The organism is Plantactinospora mayteni, assembly GCF_016862935.1.
Classification (GTDB): Bacteria; Actinomycetota; Actinomycetes; order Mycobacteriales; family Micromonosporaceae; genus Plantactinospora; species Plantactinospora mayteni.
In genome coordinates, this window is sequence record NZ_BONX01000004.1 from 109,062 (window position 1) to 129,368 (window position 20,307).

At 71.2% G+C, this 20,307-nt stretch carries 19 protein-coding genes; 13 read left to right on the forward strand and 6 right to left on the reverse strand.

Annotation, left to right across the window (positions count from 1 at the left end):
• Positions 1-15 precede the first annotated feature (15 nt).
• The 4 genes from Pma05_RS04090 (at position 16) to Pma05_RS04105 (ending at position 4,254) form a co-directional block, all read left to right on the forward strand.
• Positions 16-756, forward strand: coding sequence for a TetR/AcrR family transcriptional regulator (locus tag Pma05_RS04090; protein WP_203855919.1), 741 nt, complete (start codon positions 16-18; stop codon positions 754-756).
• Positions 757-886: 130 nt separating this feature from the next.
• On the forward strand, positions 887-1,930 hold the full coding sequence (locus tag Pma05_RS04095) for a sodium:calcium antiporter (protein WP_203855920.1): 1,044 nt from the start codon (positions 887-889) through the stop codon (positions 1,928-1,930).
• Positions 1,931-2,034: 104 nt separating this feature from the next.
• Entirely contained in the window at positions 2,035-3,363 is a 1,329-nt protein-coding gene (locus Pma05_RS04100; RefSeq protein ID WP_203855921.1) for a hemolysin family protein, read from the forward strand.
• 81 nt (positions 3,364-3,444) lie between these two features.
• Entirely contained in the window at positions 3,445-4,254 is an 810-nt protein-coding gene (locus tag Pma05_RS04105) for an SAM-dependent methyltransferase (RefSeq protein ID WP_239311640.1), read from the forward strand.
• Positions 4,255-4,338: 84 nt separating this feature from the next.
• Here the strand turns inward: Pma05_RS04105 and Pma05_RS04110 are convergent, their stop codons facing one another.
• Positions 4,339-6,216 carry an alkaline phosphatase family protein gene (locus Pma05_RS04110; protein WP_239311642.1) on the reverse strand — a complete coding sequence of 626 codons (1,878 nt, stop codon included), beginning with the start codon at positions 6,214-6,216 and terminating at the stop codon, positions 4,339-4,341.
• A 426-nt stretch (positions 6,217-6,642) separates the two neighbouring features.
• Between Pma05_RS04110 and Pma05_RS42285 the strand changes: the two genes are divergently transcribed.
• Positions 6,643-7,692, forward strand: coding sequence for a helix-turn-helix transcriptional regulator (locus Pma05_RS42285; protein WP_239311644.1), 1,050 nt, complete (start codon positions 6,643-6,645; stop codon positions 7,690-7,692).
• Complete coding sequence (locus tag Pma05_RS04120; protein WP_203855922.1) at positions 7,689-8,204, forward strand: hypothetical protein; 516 nt, start codon at positions 7,689-7,691, stop codon at positions 8,202-8,204. Before Pma05_RS42285 ends, Pma05_RS04120 begins: the two co-directional genes overlap by 4 nt.
• Positions 8,205-8,289: 85 nt before the next feature.
• Here the strand turns inward: Pma05_RS04120 and Pma05_RS04125 are convergent, their stop codons facing one another.
• The 4 genes from Pma05_RS04125 to Pma05_RS04140 form a co-directional block, all read right to left on the reverse strand.
• Positions 8,290-9,186, reverse strand: a complete 897-nt coding sequence (locus tag Pma05_RS04125; protein ID WP_203855923.1) for a Sco1979 family transcriptional regulator — start codon at positions 9,184-9,186, stop codon at positions 8,290-8,292.
• A gap of 475 nt (positions 9,187-9,661) precedes the next feature.
• The gene (locus Pma05_RS04130; RefSeq protein ID WP_203855924.1) at positions 9,662-10,627 is read right to left on the reverse strand and encodes an NAD(P)-dependent alcohol dehydrogenase; all 966 of its coding nucleotides are present in this window, start codon (positions 10,625-10,627) and stop codon (positions 9,662-9,664) included.
• A gap of 156 nt (positions 10,628-10,783) precedes the next feature.
• Positions 10,784-11,749 (reverse strand): permease prefix domain 1-containing protein, encoded by a 966-nt coding sequence (locus Pma05_RS04135; protein WP_203855925.1) that lies wholly within the window; start codon positions 11,747-11,749, stop codon positions 10,784-10,786.
• Positions 11,746-12,081 carry a PadR family transcriptional regulator gene (locus Pma05_RS04140; RefSeq protein ID WP_101370860.1) on the reverse strand — a complete coding sequence of 112 codons (336 nt, stop codon included), beginning with the start codon at positions 12,079-12,081 and terminating at the stop codon, positions 11,746-11,748. The genes Pma05_RS04135 and Pma05_RS04140 overlap by 4 nt, the downstream gene beginning before the upstream one ends.
• Before the next feature lie 104 nt (positions 12,082-12,185).
• Here Pma05_RS04140 and Pma05_RS04145 point away from each other — a divergent pair, with 104 nt between their 5' ends.
• The gene (locus Pma05_RS04145) at positions 12,186-12,554 is read left to right on the forward strand and encodes an MmcQ/YjbR family DNA-binding protein (protein WP_239311646.1); all 369 of its coding nucleotides are present in this window, start codon (positions 12,186-12,188) and stop codon (positions 12,552-12,554) included.
• A gap of 25 nt (positions 12,555-12,579) precedes the next feature.
• Here Pma05_RS04145 and Pma05_RS04150 read toward each other — a convergent pair whose 3' ends face one another.
• Positions 12,580-13,992: a glycoside hydrolase family 30 protein gene (locus Pma05_RS04150; RefSeq protein WP_203855927.1), complete on the reverse strand. Its 1,413-nt coding sequence runs from the start codon at positions 13,990-13,992 to the stop codon at positions 12,580-12,582.
• Positions 13,993-14,306: 314 nt separating this feature from the next.
• Here Pma05_RS04150 and Pma05_RS04155 point away from each other — a divergent pair, with 314 nt between their 5' ends.
• The 6 genes from Pma05_RS04155 to Pma05_RS04180 all read left to right on the forward strand — a co-directional run bounded on the left by Pma05_RS04155 (position 14,307) and on the right by Pma05_RS04180 (position 20,298).
• Complete coding sequence (locus tag Pma05_RS04155; protein ID WP_203855928.1) at positions 14,307-15,650, forward strand: LacI family DNA-binding transcriptional regulator; 1,344 nt, start codon at positions 14,307-14,309, stop codon at positions 15,648-15,650.
• A gap of 157 nt (positions 15,651-15,807) precedes the next feature.
• On the forward strand, positions 15,808-17,061 hold the full coding sequence (locus Pma05_RS04160; RefSeq protein ID WP_203855929.1) for a helix-turn-helix domain-containing protein: 1,254 nt from the start codon (positions 15,808-15,810) through the stop codon (positions 17,059-17,061).
• 394 nt (positions 17,062-17,455) lie between these two features.
• Positions 17,456-17,851 carry a hypothetical protein gene (locus tag Pma05_RS04165; RefSeq protein ID WP_203855930.1) on the forward strand — a complete coding sequence of 132 codons (396 nt, stop codon included), beginning with the start codon at positions 17,456-17,458 and terminating at the stop codon, positions 17,849-17,851.
• Between the two features lie 77 nt (positions 17,852-17,928).
• The gene (locus Pma05_RS04170; protein ID WP_203855931.1) at positions 17,929-18,204 is read left to right on the forward strand and encodes a hypothetical protein; all 276 of its coding nucleotides are present in this window, start codon (positions 17,929-17,931) and stop codon (positions 18,202-18,204) included.
• Positions 18,205-18,262: 58 nt separating this feature from the next.
• Complete coding sequence (gene tgmB / locus Pma05_RS04175; RefSeq protein ID WP_203855932.1) at positions 18,263-19,210, forward strand: ATP-grasp ribosomal peptide maturase; 948 nt, start codon at positions 18,263-18,265, stop codon at positions 19,208-19,210.
• Positions 19,207-20,298 carry a methyltransferase domain-containing protein gene (locus tag Pma05_RS04180; RefSeq protein WP_203855933.1) on the forward strand — a complete coding sequence of 364 codons (1,092 nt, stop codon included), beginning with the start codon at positions 19,207-19,209 and terminating at the stop codon, positions 20,296-20,298. The genes tgmB and Pma05_RS04180 overlap by 4 nt, the downstream gene beginning before the upstream one ends.
• Positions 20,299-20,307: the final 9 nt, after the last annotated feature.

Consider the following 20,307-nt stretch of genomic DNA (forward strand, 5'->3'; position numbering starts at 1 on the left):
CGAAAGGACTCCTGGATGCCGCAGAAATCGGACCCGTTCACCAGCTCGGTGTGGCTGCGCCCGCCCCGGACCCGGGGCCAACAGCCGACGCTGGGCCGCGAGCAGATCGTCCGTACCGCGATCGAACTGCTGGACGCGGAGGGAGCGGCCGGGCTGAGCATGCGCCGGCTCGGCACCCGGCTGGGTTCGGGCGCCACCTCGGTGTACTGGTACGTGACGAACAAGGACGAACTGCTCGAACTCGCGGTCGACGAGGTGATGGGCGAGGTCTACGTACCCGAGGCCGGCGACACGAGCTGGCGGGTCGGCGCGTCGGTGCTGACCACCGGTACCCGGGCGATGCTGCTCCGCCACCCGTGGGTGATCGGCCTGCTCGGGGTACGCCCGAACCTCGGGCCGAACGCGATGCGTATCGGCGAGCGCACCGTGGCGCTGCTCTCCGAGGCAGGCTTCGCCGGACTGCAACTCTCGCACGCGAGTTCGCTGCTGACCTCCTACGCGATCGGCTCGGCGACGACCATCTCGGCGATGGTCACCAGCATGCGGCAGTCCGGCATGTCGATGAGCGAGATCGCGGAGAAACTGGAGTCCCGCCTCGGGCAGATCGCCGGCGACCATCCGCACTACGACAAATGGCGGCAGGAGACCGGGACAGCCGCGTACTCCCCGGAACGGATCTGGGACGAGAGCTTCATGTTCGGGCTGGACCGGTTGCTCGACGGGCTGGAGCTGTGGCTGAACCGACCGGATCGGTGACCGCCCCCGGCCGAGGTCGGTGACCGCTCCCGGCCGAGGGCCGGGACGGTGACTCCCGCACCGGACGCCGGGCCGCCGGGCCGGTCCCGGCGGCATGCTTCGGAGCCGGCAACTCGGGAATAACCGCCCGATGCTCGGCTTTCTCCCCGCCACGCCCTGGCCGCTCGGTGTGAGCGTCGGCGTCTTCGCCGTCGCCGGCCTGGTCACGATCCTCGGCAGCATCCGGCTCGTGGCCCTGGGCGACGCCCTGGCGGACCGGACCGGCTGGGGCGAGGCCGTCTTCGGCGTGGTCTTCTTCGGCGTCGCGACCGGGCTCTCCGGAATCGTGATGACCGCGGTCACCGCGGCCGGCGGCCATCCACAGCTCGGCTACAGCAACGCGGTCGGCGGGATCGCCGCCCAGACCACCGCGGTCGCGGTCGCCGACGCCTTCCACCGCCGGGTCAATCTCGAACACGCCGCCGCCTCGCCGTCGAACCTGCTCTTCGGCTGCCTACTGATCGCCCTGCTCGCCCTCGCGCTGCTGGGCAGTTACAGCCCGAACGTCACCATCGGCGGCATCCACCCGGTGTCGGTCGCGATCGTCGCCTGCTATCTCGGCGGGCTCCGACTCATCCGCACCGCCGGCACCAGACCGATGTGGCAGGCCGTCGGCACCACCGAGACGCAACCCGACGTACCGCAGGACCACGGCGCCCTCGACAACCAGAGCATGCGCAGCCTGTGGGGGCGGTTCGCCCTGGTCGGCGTCCTCGTCGCGGCCAGCGGCTGGGCGGTGTCGCTGGCGGCCGAGAGCGTCGTCGAGACCACCGACCTGAGCGCCGGGTTCACCGGCGGAGTCCTGCTCGGCATCGTCAACGGGCTGCCGGAGACGGTCACCGCGATCGCCGCCGTACGCCGGGGTGCGGTCACCCTCGCCGTCGCCGCCGTACTCGGTGGGAACATCCTCGACGTGATCACCCTGGTGGTCGGGGACGTCGCGTACCGGCAGGGCTCGATCTACCACGCCGCCGGCAACGAGGACCTGTTCATCACCACCAGCGGGCTGTTCATGACCGCGATCCTGCTCGGCGGGCTGCTCGTCCGGCAGACCTGCGGCTGGGGACGACTCGGCTTCGAGGGCGTACTGCTGCTGGCCACGTATCTCGGGATGACCATCGTGCTGGCCACCTGAGTCCGTACCCGATCGGCGGCCGGCGCCGGCCCGCGGGCCGCGACCACCGACGACCGGCTACGTTTGGTGGCCACACCAAGCGCGACGAGGAGGCCGGACGTTCGGTGGACGGCTACGGGTTACAGCTGGCACTGGTTCTGTTCCTGGTACTGGTCAACGCGGCGTTCTCCGGCAGCGAGATGGCGCTGGTGTCGCTGCGGGATAGCCAGATCCAACGGCTGGAGCGGCAGTCGCGCGGCGGGCGGGTACTGGCGAAGCTGGCCCGGGACCCGAACCGGTTCCTGGCCACCATCCAGATCTTCATCACCCTGGCGAACTTCCTCGCCTCGGCCGCCGCCGCCGTCTCGCTGGCCGCTCCCCTGGTGCCACTGCTCGGCTTCCTCGGCTCGGCCGCGGAACCCGCCTCCGTCATCCTGGTGACGCTCCTGCTCACCTTCGTCAGCCTGGTCCTCGGCGAACTGGTGCCGAAGCGGATCGCGATGCAGCGGGCCGAGGGCTGGTCGCTGGTGGTGGCCCGGCCGCTCGACCTGCTCTCCGGGTTCTCCCGGCCGGCGGTCTGGCTGCTCAGCAAGTCCACCAACGCGGTCGTCCGGCTCGCCGGTGCCGACCCGGAAGGCGGCCCGGAGGAGGTCAGCCCCGAGGAGTTGCGGGAGATGGTCACCGCCCAGCGCGGGCTCTCCGCCGAGCACCGCACCATCATCAGCGGTGCGTTCGAGATCGCCGACCGGATCCTGCGGGAGATCCTGGTACCGCGCGGCCAGGTCGTCACCCTGCACGCCGAACTGCCCACCGGGGCGGCGCGGCGGCTGCTCGCCGAGTCCGGGCACAGTCGCGCCCCGGTCGTCAGCCGGGGCGGCCTCGACGACGTGATCGGCGTCGTGCACCTGCGGGACCTGCTCGACGACGACGCCGGTACGGTCGCCGAGCACGTCGCCCCGGCGCTGTTCCTGCCGGAGACCCTCGGGGTGACCGACGCCCTGCGCCAGATGCGCCAGCAGCGTCAGCAGTTCGCCGTGGTGGTGGACGAGCGCGGGGCCAACGACGGCATCGTGACGATGGAGGACCTCATCGAGGAGATCGTCGGCGAGATCTACGACGAGACGGACCGCGATGTCCAGGCCGTGGTCCGGCATCCCGACGGGACGCTCCTGGTCGCCGGCACGTTTCCGATCCACGACCTGCCCGACATCGGGCTCCGACTCGACGAGCCCGACGACGGCGACTACACCACCGTCGCCGGTCTGGTCCTCGCCCGCCTCGGGCACATCCCGACCGCGCCCGGCGAGACCGTCGAACTGCCGGCCTTCGCCGCGCAGGTCGAAGAGATCGACCGGCACGCCATCACCAAGGTACGGCTCCGCCCCCGGCCGACCGGGACGACCGGCGGCGAGCCGGAGGGCGACCCGGCCGGCGCCGTCGCCGAACGCCGCTGAGGACCCGGAGGGTGTGTACCGGAGATCCACGATCTACCGTGGAGCGATCGCGTTCGCTACGGGAATCCTGAGGATGGCCAAGTGACGAAGGAAGCGCTGCCGCCAGACCGTGTACGGCCGGACGGGCTCGACACCGGCGTGCCGCACTCCGCGCGGATCTGGAACTACTGGATGGGGGGCAAGGACAACTTCGCCGCCGACCGAGAGGCCGGTGAGGCATACCGGAGCCAGTTCCCCGGCATCGTCCCGCTGGCCAAGCAGTCCCGGCGCTTCCTGATCCGGGCCGTGCACCACCTCGCGGCCGAGGCGGGCATCCGCAACTTCCTCGACATCGGCACCGGCCTGCCGACCCTGGAGAACACCCACCAGGTGGCCCAGCGGGCCGCCCCGGAGTCCCGGATCGTCTACGTCGACAACGACCCGCTGGTGCTGACGCACGCCCGCGCGCTGCTCAGCAACACCACCCCGGAGGGCGTCACCGACTACGTCGACGCGGACTTCCACGATCCCGACCGGATCATCGCCGACGCCCGGAACATCCTGAACTTCAACCAGCCGATCGCGGTCATGTTCATGGGGGTACTCGGGCACGTCGCCGACCACGAGGAGTCCCGGTCCATTGTGGCCCGGGTGATGGCGGCCGTGCCCAGCGGCAGCTACCTGGTCCTCTGGGACAGCACCAACACCACCGAGGGATTCGACGAGGCCCAGCAGGGCTACGACGACACCGGCGCGGTCCCGTACGTCCTGCGCAGCCCGGAGCAGGTCGAACGCTGCTTCGACGGTCTCACCCTGCTGGAGCCGGGCATCGTCTCCATCTCGCGGTGGCGCCCGGAGAGCGCCGACGCGGAGCCGGTCGACGGGCACGGCGGCATCGGGTTCAAAGCCTGACCTCCGGCACCGGCCGCTTCCTGAATGCGGTCAGTCAGGAAGCGGCCTGCGGCCCGAACCACCCGGTCAGGAAGCGGCCTGCGATCAGGAAGCGGCCTGCGGCCCGAACGCAGTCAGGAAGCGGTCCCGGAAGGCGTCCATCCGCCAGACCGGCGCCTGCTGGCCCGGCCTCAGGCCGTCCTGCCAGCCCCATCGGGAGATCCGGTCCAGCACCGCCGGGTCGTGCGCCACGATGGTGATCGGCACGTCCCGGTTGGCATCGGTACCGGTGACCATCGGGGAGGGCTGGTGGTCACCGAGGAAGACGACCACGGTGTCGTCGTCGCCGTACTTCTCGACGTAGGAGACCAGGCTGTTCAGCGAGTACTCGATGGACCGCCCGTACTCGGCACGCATCTTGGCCGGGTCGGCCCAGAGTACTCGCTTCGGCTCACCCTCCTTCGCCATCGGCGCGAAGACCGATCCGTCGCCGAGGTCGGCCCAGTCCACGAGCCGGGGAAGGGGCGTCCAGGGCGCGTGACTCGACACCAGGGTTATCCCCGCCATCAGCGGGGCCGGGTTCGGCGTCCCGTGTTCGTACCGCTCGAACGCGGCCAGGACGTACTGGTCGGGCATGGTGGCCCAACTGAACTTCGGGCCGTGGTAGCCGAGCTGCCTCGAGTCGTAGACCTTCTCGTAGTCGTACAGCTCTCCCTCGGGCCAGGCCCGGGTGACGCCCGGCATGATGCCGACGGTCCGCCAGCTCGCCCGCCGGAAGGCGCCGGAGAGGGTCAGCCGGTCGGTCGCGACGATGTTGCGGTACCGCTGCTGGTTGTCGATCCAGAGCCCGGACTGGAACGTGGAGTGGGCCAGCCAGCTGCCGCTGCCCATCGTCGGTGAGGTGAGGAAGGCGCTGCGCGAGCCGAAGCCGGCGGCGGCCAACCGCCCCGTACCGGCGTCGAGTGCCGCACCGACCTGCGGCGCGAACTCCGGGTCCTCGACCGCGTCCCGCCCGTAGCTCTCGACGAAGACCAGCAGGACGTCCTTGCCGCGCAGGCCGGTGAGCAACTGGTCGCCGGGGACGTCCCGGAAGGCGTCCACGGTGGCCAGCCGCTCGAACTCCTGCTGGCTGTGCAGGCCGTTGCGGATCTGGTGCGCGCGCCCGTGTGCCAGGCCCGCCGTGTTCCGGGCCGCCACCGGTATGCCGGGGACGATCTGCACGCCGAGTACCGCACAGGCGAGCCAGGCCGCGCCGAGCACCACGACGGTACGCGTCGCGGCGACACTGTGCCGGGCCACCAGGCGGGTCAGCCGAAGCACCGCCAGGGTCATCAGCACGAGTACCGCGACGACGAGCAGCACGGCCACGATCGCCGTACCGATCGCGCCGACCCGGCCGAACGAGTCGGTGAGGAACGAGATCGCGTCGTCCAGCAGTACCCAGTCGAGGACCGGGTCGAACTGCCGGGCGAGTACGGCGTAGAAGCCCAGATCCACGACCTTGAGCAGGCCCAGCAGACCAAGGCCGACGCCACCGAGTACGGCCGCAGCCAGTCGCGCCCCCGGTCGCAGCACGAGGACGAGGCCGACGCCGAGGAGTGCCTCCAGCGGAATGCGGGCGAAGGTGCCGAGGGTGAGCTGGGCCGGTTTGTTCCCGGCGGTGAGGGCGACCAGCACGAGCAGGGCCGCCAGTACCGTCGTCGCCTGCGCCGCGATCCGCCGAGCGGTCGAACGCTCCGGCTCTCCGGCCACCCGCACACCGGTACCGTCGCCGTGACCTCCACCGTCGCTGTCGCTGTCGGTGTCGGTGTCGGTGTCGACGGCGGAGGCGGTGTCGCTGTCGGTGTCGGTGTCGGTGTCGACGGCGGGGGCGGGGGCGGGGGCGGTCGGGGCGTCTTCGGGGTGTCCGTCCGGCAGCGGGTCGTCCCTCGTGGTCGTCTGTTCCTGGCCCGACACCTGACGGAGGCGTGTGAAGAGTGACAACCCGAAGATCCTCTCCTGGAGGCCGTGTTGGCGAGGCGGGCCGGGCGCGCAGGGCGTGGCCGCACGTGAGCTAGAACGGGATTCCGACGCCTACGGTTCAACGAGCCTCTCCGAACACCCCTTGCGGTCCGTCGTGCCGGCAGGTGACGCGCGGGCGCGACCGCCACGCGGTCCAGGTGGGAAAGGGCTCGACCACCGCGCCGGACCTCGACCAACGGGTTGACCAACGGGTCGGCCGGCGGGGCCAACGGGTCGGCCGGCGGATTGGCCGGCGGATTGGCCGGCGGATTGGCCGGCGAGCGCTCTGGGCAGCGCGGTTGCGCAATCACGCAACCAATCGACATGGTGATCTTGTCGGCCCGAGACATCGGTGCCGTCCTGTGTTTGTATCACGACGTACCGATTCCCGGGGGGAGGGAGTTGTCCATGGCGGGCAGGGGCACGGGGGTACTGGCCGTCGGGCGGGCGGTACCGCTACTGGTCCGCTGGGGAGTCTCCGCCGATGCCGATCTGGTCTACCGCTGCCTGGTCACCTTCGGTGCCCGGAGCGCCGGCGGCATCGCGGCCAGCCTCGGTCTCGCCGTACGCCGGGTCCGGGCCGCGCTGGACGAGTTGGAGGACGCCGGCGTGGTCGAGCCGACCGCCGCGCCGTCCGGCTTCGGTGTCGACGCGGCGACCTGGCAGGCGGCCGAGGTGGACGTGGCGGTGACGACTCTGCAACGCCGCGCCCTCCGGCGGCCCGCCCCGGTGACCGAGGCCACGGCCGGCCTGTTGCGGCCGGGTATGGTCCGCCCGTTTCCGGCCCGGCGGCTGCCGGACCGCGAGGCGACCCGTCGGCGCATCGCCGAACTGGTGGCGCTGGAGCGGGTCGAGCACCTGGCGATGAATCCGGAAGCGGTCTTCAGCACCGACGCCCTGGCGATCGCCGCCCCGATGGACATCGCGCTGCTCCGGCGCCGGATCCGGCTGCGGTCGCTGGGCCGCGCACCGGCCGACGGCGACCGGTCGTCGCGGCACGCGACGGAGTTCGCCCGGTTGGGCGGGGAATACCGCGAGGCGCCCCGGCTGCCACACAAGCTGATGATCTTCGACCGCCGCGTCGCGCTGGTCGCCGTCGACCCGCACGGCCTGCACCACGGTACGTGGGAGGTCGTCGAACCCGGGGCGGTCGAGTCGTTCGTCTCGCTGTTCGTCCGGCACTGGACGGACGCGACAGATCCACGGCGGAACGGAGTACCCGAGGTCGTGCTCACACCACGAGAGAAGGCACTCGTCGGACTGCTCGCCGAGGGTCACACCGACACCAGCGCCGCGAAGGAACTCGGCATCTCCACCCGCTCGGTCACCTACGCGCTGCGGTCGCTGATGGACCGGCTCGGCGTGGAGAACCGCTTCCAACTCGGCCTCGCCCTCGGCGCGATGCAGGCGGCGAGCCCACCGAGGAACACACCGCCTGTCGAGGGAGACCATCGATGAAACGCCTGGTGGCGGCGCTGGCCGCCGCTGTGATGACCGTACTCACCGCCGGGCCGGCGATGGCCGCCGTGCCGGTGTGGGAGCGGATTGACTGCACCTCCGGCACGATCGACGTGGCGGCACTGGACGCGACGAAGGAGGGTGACTTCCTCACCCTCGCGGGTCGGCTCGACTGCGTCGAGGTGAAGACGGGCGCCGCCTTCGGGTACGCCGTCTACGAGCCCGGTTTCTCGCAGGGCATCGTGTACGGGTCGCACCTGCGGCCGTACGCGCCGGCCGGGGTCAGCCCGTTCTCGGACCGGAAGCAGGTGCCGGCCGGGCCGGTGGACTTCGCGATCTGCGTGGTCACCGACTACCTGGTCCGGATCGAGTGCGTCCGAGTGGTGTGGGACCTGTTGGACCACGAACTCGACGCCCGACCGCTGGACACCAGCGACCCGCTGGTCGACCGCATGGTCCGACTCGTCGCGCCGGACTGGGGACCCCGTCCGGTCTGCGGGACCTGCTGGTAGCGCGCTCAGCACGCTCGTGCCCGCCCCGGGTCGGACGGGGAGCATCAGCAGGCTGGCGTGGTCCTCCGGGGCGAGGAGGTTCCGGTCAGCGGGGTACCTCGTCGAAGTCGCGGATGACCTGGTCCAGGATCTGGAAGGTGTCCCTGAGCGGCGCGGCCTCGACGAACAGCCGGTTCACCGCCTCGAAGTAGCAGTCGACGTCCTCCCGCTTGTCGAGGTAGAGCGCGCTGGTCAACTGCTCGATGTAGACCAGGTCGGCCAGCTCCTGCTGCGGGAAACGCAGGATGGTGAAGGCGCCACCGGCCGCGGCGTGCCCGCCGGCGGCAAGCGGGATCACCTGTAGCTTCACGTTCGGCATCTTCGTGATGATGCCGATCAGCGCCTCGATCTGATCGCGCATCACCTGCGGGCCACCGACCGGGCGACGCAGCGCGGCCTCGTCCACCACCGCCCACAGCATCGGCGGATCCGGACGGCTGAGCAGCTGCTGTCGCTCCATCCGCAGCCGTACCCGGCGCGCGACCTCGGCCTCCCGGGCGGAACCGTGGCCGAGTCGCACCACCGCCCGGGCGTAGTCCTCCGTCTGGAGCAGCCCCGGGACGAACTGGACCTCGTAGGTCCGGATCAGCGTCGCCGTCGCCTCCAGTCCCAGATACCGCTGGAACCAGTTCGGCGTCACGTCGGCGTACGGATGCCACCAGCTCGACGTGTTGGCCTCGCGTACCCGCGCCAGCAGCGTCGCCCGCTCCTGCTCGTCGTGTACCCCGTAGAGGGACAGCAGGTCGAGCACGTCGCGTTCCTTGAAGCCGACCCGGCCCAGCTCCATCCGGCTGATCTTCGACTCGGAGGCGCGGATCGGGTCGCCCGCTTCGGCCCTGGTCAGTCCCCGTTCTTCGCGCAGTCGTCGTAGTTGGGCCCCCACCAGGATCCGTACGGCCATCGGGCCGTCGCCGGGTCCGTCCGGCTGTGCTGATCCGGTCATTCCCACACCTCCGGGTTGCTTCCCGACGCCAAGCATGCCATTGGGTCTTGGCCAGAGCTACCGGTCGGCCACTCTAGGCGATAAGGTGCCGGACGGGCTGATCTTGGGTCACCTCGGCCATTTCTCGATCTTCCGCAGGTCACGCCGTTGCCGCCGGGAGCCTGCCCGTCGCGGATGACGGGGCGGCACGGATCGAAACTTTTTCGGCGGCGGTGTCGCCATCGAGCCCGCTCCCGGTGCGTCGCAACCTAGGGGCTGTCTCGCGGATCTCTGGCGGGCTGCGGCGGGCCCAGACGGCGCCCGGCGGCGTTGGAGGTTCGTCCGGATACAACACCGGTATCCGGACAAACCTCCGCCTTGCCGGATCACCGCCTGGACTCCGCCTCGCTCCACCGAGATCCACGAGACAGCCCCCATCCCGCTCTCCGGTACCAGGTGCCGCTGCACGCCGCCCCGGTGCCATCACCGGCACGGGTCACACGGTCAGCACGATCTTGCCGCGGGCGTGCACGGTCTCGACGAGTTCGATCGCCTCGGCGGTCTCCCGCAGCGGGTACGTCCGCTCGATCACCGGCGTGATCTCTCCCGCCGCGACGAGTCGGGCGAGCTGGTCCAGGTCGTCGGCTCGGGTGGTCGCGGTCAGCACGCGCAACCGCTGGCGTACGAACGGTGCGGTCGCCACGACGGCGACGAGCAGGGGCAGCGGACCCAGCAGCGGCCCGCCGGTACCGGTCGAGCAGACGTACGTCCCGGTCGGGGTGAGCAGCCGGCGGGTGGCGGAGAGGCGCCGGCCGCCCGCGAGGTCGACGACGACGTCGAAGCGGTCCGGTCCCCGGGTGACGTCCTGGCGGGTGTAGTCGACCACGTGGTCGGCACCGAGCGAGCGGACCAGTTCGACGTTCCGGGTGCCGCACACGGCGGTCACCACCGCGCCGTGCCGCTTCGCCAGTTGCACGGTGAAGGTGCCCACGCCGCCGGAGGCGCCGTTGACCAGTATGGACTGGCCGGGGCGCAGGTCGGCCCGGCGCATCGCCTGGAGTGCGGTGGTCGCCGCGATCGGCAGCGTGGCGGCCTGCTCGTCGGTCACCCCGGCGGGTCGCCGGGCCAGCCGGTCCACGGCAACCGCCGCGTACTCGGCGAATCCGCGCTGGTTCACCTCGCCGAAGACGGCGTCGCCGACCGCGAGGCGGGTCACGCCCGGCCCGACCGCCTGGACGGTCCCGGAGATGGCCCGGCCCAGCACCGTCCGGTTCGGGCGCCGGAGCCCGGTCGCGAGGCGGGCGGCGCGGGGCAGACCGTGCAGCCAGACCCGGTCACCGTGGTTGATCGATGCCGCGTGGACCCGGACGAGTACCTCACCCTCGCCGGCGGCCGGCATGTCGACGTCGCCGTACCGCAGCACGCCGGGCGGGCCGTACTCGTCGTGGATGATCGCCTTCATGATGTCTCCCCGGTCGTCGGAGGGGTTTGCGGGCAGGGTTTGCGGGCAGGGTGCGGGTACGCGCGGGTGCGCGTGTCGAGGGTGGCGGGCGGCGGCGTACCCGATCGGTCGGAGCGCTCGCGGCGGTGTGCCGGCGGTTGCCGGTGGTGCGGGCGGTCAGCGGCGGCGGGCTTGGCCGGCGGCCTCGCCGATGGTGTGCAGGATCGTGAGGACGGCGGCGACGACGAGGCCGGTGTTGATCCATCGGGGAGCGCCGGTCGACCAGCCGGCCGCCTCGACGAAGGCCGGACTGAGTACCCGGTCGGTGCTGGCCAGCCAGATCAGCATGGCCGGGCTGGCGAGGTTGACCAGGGCTCCGGTGATGCCCAGGGCGAGGTTCCACCGCAGGTAGTACTTCACGTACGCGAAGCCGAGGCTGACGACCGCGACCGCCAGGAAGGCGTACACGACGCCGGTCTCCCACAGCCAGGGCGAGAGGATGCCGACGGGTCGGCCGGCGGCGTCCCGCTCGATGCTCAGTGCTGGCGACAGCAGGATGAAGCTGGTGAAGAGTACCAGCGCCGCGGTCTCGCCGATCAGCTCGACGTACCGGATGCGGCGGCTGGGTGGCTCCGGCAGCGCGGCGGGGGTCCACCGACCGGCCCGCCACCCGGCCGGGTGTCGCCGGTAGGCGACGCGTTCCACGATCGCGAAGGCGAGCGTCGTCCAGCAGGCGATGTGGACCGCGACGGTGACCGCCGTCCCGGCGGCGGTGCCGAGCACGCCGGCGACGGTGTCGCCCTGGACCGTCCGGAGCAGCGCCACGCCCACCACGGCGGCCGGCAGCACGGTGGCGAGCAGGATCCGCAGCAGCCGGGTGTAGTCCACGAACAGCCCGGGCCCGATCAGGTACGCCGGGCGGTCCGCGTAACCGGCGGCCAGCCGGGCCGGGTCGCCGAGTGCGGTGAGGACCGCGACCTCCGCCTCGGCCGGGTCGGCTCCGGACTCGAGCCGCTCGTCGATCGCGTCGGCGATCGAGGTACGCAGTTCCCGTTCGATGTCGGCGCGTTGCCGCCCGGGCAGCCGGCCGAGGGCCGCCGCCACGTAGCGGTCGGTGAGGGTACCGGGAGCGGTCGTGGTCATAGCTCATCTCTCAGGGTGCGGAAGGCGGCGTCCAGCGTTTCCCAGTCCTGGCTCAGCAGCTCGGCGACGTCGAGCCCCTCGCCGCTGGTGCGGTAGAACTTGCGCGGCCGGGACTCCTCGGTGTTCCAGTCGCTGGTCAGCAGTCCCTGCTTCTCCAGGCGGCGCAGCAGCGGATAGAGCGTGTTGGCGTCGACGGCGAACCCTCGCCGGCCGAGCAGTTCCAGCAGGGCGTAGCCGTAGTTGGGCTTCTTGAGGATCAGCAGGCAGGCCAGCACGACGGTGCCCCGTCGTAGCTCCTGTAGATGCGTCGAGAGAAGCTCGTCGTCCGGCATGGTTCACACGATACTGTGTGCCGCACACTAATGCTAGGCCATACAACATCGCGTGGCCGGCACCCATTACCGGCCGGGCCGACGGGTACGCGAGAATGCTCGGCGTGGGGGTATCGAGTGCGCGGTTCCTGCGGATGGTGGAGAGGCTCGCCGAGGTCGAGAGCGCCCAGACACGGGACTACACCTCGTACAGCGTCCGGGGCCGGCGCTTCGGCTACCACTGGCCCCGCACCAGCACGGTCGGGCTGAAGCAGACCCTGTCGGAGCAGGCGGCGCTGGTCGCCGAGCGGCCGGACGTCTTCGAGGTGCAGTTCACCTCCGGCGGCTTCGGCTGGGTCGTCGTGCACCTGGCCGGGATCGACGCCGACGAACTCGCCGAACTGGTCTACGAAGGCTGGTGCCTCTCCGCGCCCGAGGAACTCGTCGACCGGCATCCGCTCACCCCGGCGCCGCCACCCGGAGCGGGCCGGTAGCCGGCGACCGGCGGCTGCCCGGGGGTCAGCCCCGGCCGGGGCGCTTGCCGACCAGGGTGGTGAGCGAGCGGGGCGGAAGCTCGACCGTGGTGTGCCGGCCCCACTCCGAGACGATGTCCGGAGACTTCTCCAGGTTGTGCGTGGAGTCGGTGAGGTAGGCCGTCGGCCGCTTCAGGTCGACTCCGGTACTGACGGTCGCGTTCGTGGTGTTGAGGATCTCCACGACCTCGGTGCCGTCGGCGTTCCGGTAGGCCGACACCTTCACCCCCTCCGGTGCGCCGTCGATGCCGAGCCGGACCGCGCCGGGCCGGACGAACCGGCTGTACGCGGCGAAGGCGTAGAGCCGCGACGACACCCGGTACGCGTCGTTGGCGTCGTCGACCTGCATCAGCGCCGCCGTGCCGCCCCGGGACGAGCCGAGCCAGAAGATGAAGGCACTGCTGTTGGCGAGGGCCAGGGTGTCGTGGATGCGCTCGGCGATCGCGATGCCGTCGGTACCCTTGCCGCTGTCCCACGCCTCGTTCCAGCCGTCCGCGACGCTCGACGGGGCCCACTCCGACATCCAGGTGGTCGCCTTGGTCGGCAGCGGGCGGTCCGAGGGGCTCGCGTAGCCGTGACCGGTGAAGAGGTCGACGTAGCGGCGGGCCACCGGATCCGCCTCGATCGCCTCGACGTAGGCGTCCGACTGCTGCCAGCCGAACGAGTCGCAGCAGGCCACGTCCACGCCGGCCCGCCTGGCGATCGGGCCGAGCACCTTCACGAACTCGGCGGCCTGGGCCGGGGTGAACCGCATCGAGGCGTAGGACGCCGTCCAGTCCGGCTCGTTGGTGAAGCCCAGCTCGTCGAGCCTGATCCCCTCCTGCCGGTAGAACTTGGCGTACTGGACGAGATAGCGCGCGTACGCCTCGCGCCAGTCACCGCTGGCGCAGGTGACACCCTGTAGACCGCAGAGGGCGCCGCCGTTGGTGTCGGTGCCGTTGTCCTTCATGTAGGCCGGCGCGCTCCAGGCGTCGGCGTAGAACCGGTCGACGCCGCGCTTGCGCGCCTCCTTGGCGTACCACACCTGGGCGCCGTCCCAGCCGTCCCAGCGGTAGTTCGGGGTGGCGTCCGGCCCGCCCGGGTCGGTCGGCTGGATGGAGAGCATCGAGTCGTACTGGTCGGTCGCCGAGGAGCCGATGCCGAGCCGCAGGATGCTCGGCGCCGCGCCGGTCTCCCGGTCGAGGAGCAGGTCGAGGGCCTCCTCGCGCTTCTGCGCGGAGAGGTTGTGCACCAGCGACGAGCGCTGGAAGGCGATGGAGTAGCCGAAGCCGTCGATGACCTGGTGCCGCTCGGTCCGGTCGACGCCGATCTCGGATCGTGGGCCGGCCGCCTGCGCCGGTGCACTCGTCAGGACGGTTGCCGCCACGACGGCGGTGACCAGGGTGGTGGATCGAAGCACGAGACTCTCCTTGGCACGGTCGCGCCGCTCGCCGGCCGCCCGGACTGCCCGTCCACTCGATCGCGTCCGGCCTGAAACATTTAGCAGTATGAGTCGAAAAGGTTCGGGTGACAAGCCCATCGGCGCATCGGCCGGCTTCGGCATCCAATCGTCACGACGAATGCGGCCCTCTTGCCGTGTCCGCCAGTTCTGCGACGATCCGGCCACCACGACTCCGGCGACGTGGCAGCCCATTGGCGTATGCCGACGCGTGTGGAGCAATTCGTGGAGCTATTTGCGTCAGTCAAGGAGCCAGTTTCCGCTAGCCTGGCTCCATGTCGGACCCCTCCTCGCGGCGGCGCGCCCGTGGCGAAGTCGAGCGGCTGCCCAGCGGGTCGCTGCGGGTGCGGGTCTACGCCGGGCTCGACCCGGTCAGCAAGAAGCGGCGCTACCTGGTGGAGACGGTTCCCGCCGGGCCGACCGCCGAGCGGGACGCCGAGGCGGTCCGGGTCCGACTGCTCGCCGAGGTCGACGAACGTCGCGGCCAGCAGGGGCGGAGCAACCTCGACGGGTTCGCCGCCCAGCGGGTGGCCGCCGAGGTCGGCGGCACCGGGCGTACCGTCGCGGCTGCACCGGGCGGGCCGGCGCCCGGACGGCAGCGCGGGCGCCGGCAGGGCGAGTTGACGGTCGCCGCCATCGCGGCGCTCGCCGGGGTCTCGGCGCCCACCGTGTCGAAGGTGCTCAACGGCCGTCGGGACGTCGCGCCGGCCACCCGGGCGCGGGTGGAGACGGTACTGCGCGAGCACCCCTACCGCCGCCCGGAGAGCGCCGTCCGGGGCGCCAGCATCGAGGTGCTCTTCTACGGCATGCAGAGCCACCTGGCGGTGCAGATCATGCAGGGTGTCGAGGAGGTGGCCGGCGAACACAAGCTGGCCGTCGTCTTCGGCGACGTGTTCCACCAGGTGTCGACCGGCCGCCCCTGGGCACAGGACCTGCTGGCCCGACGCCCGACCGGCGTGATCGCCGTACACCTGGGATTCACCCCCGAACACCACGCCACGCTGGCCGCCAGCGGGATCCCGCTGGTGGCCCTCGACCCGACCGGCGAGCCGGAGCACCCGGTCCCGTCGGTCGGGGCGACCAACTGGAGCGGAGGCATCGCCGCCACCCGGCACCTGCTCGACCTCGGCCACCGGCGCATCGCCGTGATCACCGGGCCGACCGAACGCCTCTCCGCCCGGGCCCGCCTGGAAGGTGCCCGGGCCGCGACGGACGCGGCCGGGGTACCGCTGGACAGCCGGCTGATCCGCACCGGCCAGTGGTTCGCCTTCGAGGACGGGCTCAACCACGGTCGCGAACTGCTGCGGCTGCCCGAGCGACCCACCGCCATCCTCTGCGGAAACGACCTACAGGCCCTCGGCGTCTACGAGGCGGCCCGCCAGGCTCGGATCCGCATCCCGGACGACCTCAGCGTCGTCGGCTTCGACGACATCTCCTACACCCGATGGTGCGGCCCACCCATGACCACCGTCCGGCAGCCACTCGCCGAGATGGGCGCCGCCGCTGCCCGACTCGTCCTGGCGCTGGCCTCGGGCGGCGCACCGCCCGCCCAGACCCGTCTCGAACTGGCGACCACCCTCATCGTCCGGGACAGCACCGCCGCGCCGCCACGACCCTGACCACCACGTCCCTGACCGGCCCCGGTCTCCGGTCAACTGGTCGAGTTCGGCGGCCGGATCCGGGAGGCTGAGCAACCGTAGGTGTACCGTCCGAAGTGGGTGGCCCGGGGTCACGGCCCGGGCCTCCACCACCCCAGCCGTAACCTGGGAGGCCCAGATGGCCCCGACCGATGACCGCGATGCCCACGCCGCCACCCTTGGCGACAACGTCGCCCGCATCCGCCGACAGCGGCAGCTCACGCAGGAGCAGCTTGCCGAGCAAGCGGCCGTCAGTGTGGAGACGATCAGCAAGCTGGAGCGGAACCGGCGCACCACCGCGCGGATCCAGACCATCAACGCGTTGGCCCGGGCACTCGGCGTCTCCACGAGCAGCCTGTTCGGTGACGCGTCCAGCGGTGCCGCGCGAGCCGAGCCCGACCACGAGCCGCTCTCGCTGATGGACCTCCGGCGGGCGCTCACCCCGATTCGCGGCGTCGACAGCACCCCGTCCGGCGACCCGCCTACCCTGGCCCAGATCGCCGCCGAGTTGCGGGCCGTCGACCGGGCGTACCACGCCAACGAGTTCGCGGTCGCCCTCGCCGGCCTACCCCGGCTGATCGCCGACGTCCGCGCCGCCGCCAGCATGGCCACCGAGCTGGACCGGGCGGGCGCCTACGCCCTGGTCGCCCGAACGCACCACCTGACCGGGAACTTGTTGATCCAGCTTCGCGCCCTCGACCTTGCGTACTGCGCGCTGACGGGTGCCGTCGACGCCGCCGAGGATGCCGGCTCGCCGGTCATCGGGGCGGCGGCAATGCAGGGCATGACATGGCTGCTGCTGCGGCAGGGCCGGCTGGCCGACGCGGAGCGGGCCGCAGTGACGACGGCTGACCGGATCGAGCCGCGTTTCAGTCGGGCACGACCGGACGAGTTGGCGGCGTGGGGTTGGCTGCTGCTCGGTGCCGCTGCCGCTGCCGCCCGGGACAACCGGCCGGACGACGCCACCCAGATGATCGATGCCGCTGCGGCTGCCGCCGCGCGGATCGGTGAGCGTGCACCTGATCCGGGGCATCTGATGATGGTCGGCGGGTTCGGTACGGGCCAGGTGGAGAAGCAGAGGATCGAGTCGGCGGCGGTCGCCGGGGACGCGCGTCGGGTACTGACGTTGTCGGAGCGGATGCCACCCGGGCCGCGCGGCGGTGTGTCATCGGGCTACAACCGGCATCTGCTCGACGTGGCATGGGCGCACACGGACCTCGGCCAGTACTCCGACGCGAAGAGCATCCTATTCGGAATCCGGCACACCGCTCCGGCGTGGCTGCGGCACCAACGGTATGCGACGGACATCGTGGAGACGATCAACGCCGCGCGACGCCGGGCGATGTCTCAGGAGGAGGCCGAGCTGGCGGCCCTGGTCGGAGCCGACACCTGACCCGTACACAGCGTACGGGCGCACGTACGGACTGACAACAACCCGTACACCATGCACCTTCACTCACAGTGACCTCAGGCGCACGCTGAAGTCGGAACGCCGGTCGGTTGTACGACCAGGCCAGCGTCCCGGCCGGCCGGGCCGAGCCTCCCCGTGGTGTGGGCCCGGCCGGCACCGATTCGCCCACTGAGCGGCGCTCCGTGACCTGTGCTCCGGGGCGTCGTGGCGCATCAGCCGGAGGTGACCGTGTGCTGACGAATCTGCGAGGCCGGGTCCGGCGAGTCCGCGACGAATGGCGGTTGTTCCGCCAGGAGTGGCGCGAGGCCCGCCGGCCCCAGGTCCGCGACTACCGACGGGACGGCGACCGGTGGCTCTCGGTCGGCGGACCAGATCGATGAGCGTCCCGGAGAGCGCGCCCGGCCTGGCCGCCGACTGGGCGTGGGCCACGATCACCAACCACGCCGAGTCAGGCCACTGCGGCGGCTGTCGGGGCACCTGGTGCCCGACCGCCGAGTGGGCGCTGTGGGTCGTCATCACCGACCGGATCGTGCCCAAGGATCGCCGCCAGGCCGTCACGGTAGTGGCCCGGCAGGTGATGCTCGCGCACTGGCCCCGGACCGTCGACGGCTGCCGGCCATGCGGGCTGCCGGACTGCGGCCGAGTCCAACTCGCCGGGACATGGCTGGAAGTCCACGACCCGGGATGGATACCACCGTCGGTGGCAATCCTGATGCGATCGGCGACACCAACGGACGAAGAACTACGCCGGATCACGGGCATCGATCCTTGATCAGCCCATGCCCCACCAGAACCCCCGATCGGCGAACAGCGCCGGTCGGACGCTTACCGACCGAAGGAGTTAGGTGCATGTCCCTCCACGCTAACCCGCTCGCCCCGAGGCAGATCGCGGTCAACGCGGGCCCCCGCACCGTCCCGGCCACGGCGGAGATCCCGCCGCCCGTCAGCTTCGGCTTCGCCCGGACCGTGTCCGGAGGCAACCGTCAGGTCCTCGACGGCATCGCCTACGACCCGGCCCGGCAGATCGCCACCATCGGCGGCCAGCCGGCCACCGAGTCCGCGCACCCTGCGGCCACCCACTACGACACCGAGCACGACGGGCACAGCTTCCCCGACAAGGACTAGGACAACGGCCGGGGCCGGCCGCGAGACCGGCCCCGGCCGCCCCCGACAGGAGAGATCCGTGACCGTCCTCATCCTCACCCACCCACTCGACCTGACCACGGACCTCGTCGTCGCCGCACTGGTCGAGCGGGGCACGCCGGTGGCACGCTTCGACCTGGCTCAGTTCCCGCAGGATCTGACCCTCGACGCCAGGCTCGTCCACGGGCAATGGACCGGCTCCCTGGCCGACAGTCACCGACGTGTCGACCTCGATGGGGTCACTGCGGTGTACTACCGCCGGCCGTCTCCGTTCGTCCTGCCGGCCATGTCGGACCCGGAGCGGGTGTGGGCTGCCGACGAGGCCCGACACGGCATCGGCGGGGTACTGGCGTCGCTGCCCTGCCGGTGGGTGAACCACCCCGGCCGCAACGCCGCCGCATCGTACAAGCCGGTCCAGCTCACCACCGCGGTCGAGTGTGGCCTCGACGTGCCTGCCACCCTGATCACCAACGACCAAGCCGCGGCGCGGCAGTTCGTCACCGCGACGGCCGACGGCGCGGTCTACAAACCGCTCTACGGATCGCCTGCCGAGCCGGGCTGGGCCCTGTTCACCAGCCGTGTCACGGCCGATCAACTGGGTCCGTCGGTGGCAGCCACCGCCCACACCTTCCAGGCGTACGTGCCGAAGAGTCACGAGGTGCGACTGACCTTCGTCGGTGATCGGCTGTTCCCGACGCGGATCGACGCCGGGTCGGCAGCGGCCGAACTGGACTGGCGTACCGACTACGACGCACTGACCTACGAGCGGACCGAGGTCCCGCCCGATGTCGCCGCTGCCGTACGCCGACTCATGGCGGCACTCGGCCTGCGTTTCGGTGCCCTGGACTTCGTCGTTACACCGGAGAACCGGTGGATCTTCCTGGAGATCAACGCAAATGGCCAGTGGGCCTGGATCGAGCGAGCCACCGGGCTCCCCATCGCTGCGGCTGTCGCTGCGGAACTGTCAACGCCAGGAGTATCCCCATGACCGACGTCGTACGCCGCCGCGCACTCGTCGCGGACCTCGCAACCGCCGGAGCACTCACCGACCCTGCATGGACCGACGCCTTCCTCACCGTGCCCAGGCACGCCTTCACACCACGGTTCCGGGTCCATCGAGACGGAGCCGAACCCGACCGACTCAGTAGCGCAGACGGTGACGCCTGGTTGGCTGCCGTGTACTCGGACATGCCCCTGATCACGCAGGTCGACGCCGGATCCACCGCCACCAGCGCGTCATCACAGCCAATGCTGATGGCTCGCATGCTGGAGGCCCTGGACGTAGCCGACGGGCACCGCGTGCTGGAGATCGGCACCGGCACCGGCTACAACGCCGCCCTGCTCGCGCACCGGCTCGGCTCCGCCCAGGTGGTCAGCCTCGACATCGACGAGCCGATCGTCAACGCCGCCAAGAAGGCGCTCGCGGAGGCTGGCTACTCGCCCACCGTCGTAACCACCGACGGCCTCGCAGGATATCCACCAAAGGCCCCGTACGACCGGATCATCGCCACCTGTTCGGTGCCCACGGTGCCTGCGGCGTGGGTCGACCAGCTTGTCGACGGCGGTGTCCTGGTCGTCAACCTCGGGTACGCCCTGGCCAGGTTGCGTAAGCAGGGCGGCGAGTTGGCCGGCCCGTTCCTGCCCGGGTTCGCGGCGTTCATGGGCGCCCGCGGCGGCAACGAGGAGGCGGCCTTCACCTACCGCGACGCGATGGCCCTGACCGGTGCCGACAGTGGGGCGACTCGGCCGGTCCACATCCCCGGTGACATCGACGATCTCAACCTGAGAGCCTTCACCCGTCTCTTCCTGCCCGAGCTGGTCCGGTTCACCCGCACCAGCGAGGAGACCGTCGAGCACGGTGTGGCGGATCCGGTCACGCGGTCGTGGGCGCTCGCCACCGAGGGCACTGTCACCGAGGCCGGCAGCCGCCGGCTCTGGGCCGAACTAGAGCGGGTGTACGCACGCTGGCGCGCGGCGGGCCGGCCCGACCCCGGACGCCTACGGCTGGCCATCGACCGCACCGGCCAGCACATCGTCCACCCGGAAAGTGGCCACTCACGGTGGCCAATTAATTAATCAGGTCAG

What these genes read in the sequence shown, in the direction of transcription:
- Pma05_RS04090 (WP_203855919.1), top strand. Translation starts at nt 16, where the DNA reads ATGCCGCAGAAATCGGACCCGTTCACCAGCTCGGTGTGGCTGCGCCCG.
- Pma05_RS04095 (WP_203855920.1), top strand. Translation starts at nt 887, where the DNA reads ATGCTCGGCTTTCTCCCCGCCACGCCCTGGCCGCTCGGTGTGAGCGTC.
- Pma05_RS42285 (WP_239311644.1), top strand. Translation starts at nt 6,643, where the DNA reads ATGGCGGGCAGGGGCACGGGGGTACTGGCCGTCGGGCGGGCGGTACCG.
- Pma05_RS04120 (WP_203855922.1), top strand. Translation starts at nt 7,689, where the DNA reads ATGAAACGCCTGGTGGCGGCGCTGGCCGCCGCTGTGATGACCGTACTC.
- Pma05_RS04125 (WP_203855923.1), bottom strand. Translation starts at nt 9,186, where the DNA reads ATGACCGGATCAGCACAGCCGGACGGACCCGGCGACGGCCCGATGGCC.
- Pma05_RS04130 (WP_203855924.1), bottom strand. Translation starts at nt 10,627, where the DNA reads ATGAAGGCGATCATCCACGACGAGTACGGCCCGCCCGGCGTGCTGCGG.
- Pma05_RS04135 (WP_203855925.1), bottom strand. Translation starts at nt 11,749, where the DNA reads ATGACCACGACCGCTCCCGGTACCCTCACCGACCGCTACGTGGCGGCG.
- Pma05_RS04140 (WP_101370860.1), bottom strand. Translation starts at nt 12,081, where the DNA reads ATGCCGGACGACGAGCTTCTCTCGACGCATCTACAGGAGCTACGACGG.
- Pma05_RS04155 (WP_203855928.1), top strand. Translation starts at nt 14,307, where the DNA reads ATGTCGGACCCCTCCTCGCGGCGGCGCGCCCGTGGCGAAGTCGAGCGG.
- Pma05_RS04160 (WP_203855929.1), top strand. Translation starts at nt 15,808, where the DNA reads ATGGCCCCGACCGATGACCGCGATGCCCACGCCGCCACCCTTGGCGAC.
- Pma05_RS04165 (WP_203855930.1), top strand. Translation starts at nt 17,456, where the DNA reads ATGAGCGTCCCGGAGAGCGCGCCCGGCCTGGCCGCCGACTGGGCGTGG.
- Pma05_RS04170 (WP_203855931.1), top strand. Translation starts at nt 17,929, where the DNA reads ATGTCCCTCCACGCTAACCCGCTCGCCCCGAGGCAGATCGCGGTCAAC.
- Pma05_RS04180 (WP_203855933.1), top strand. Translation starts at nt 19,207, where the DNA reads ATGACCGACGTCGTACGCCGCCGCGCACTCGTCGCGGACCTCGCAACC.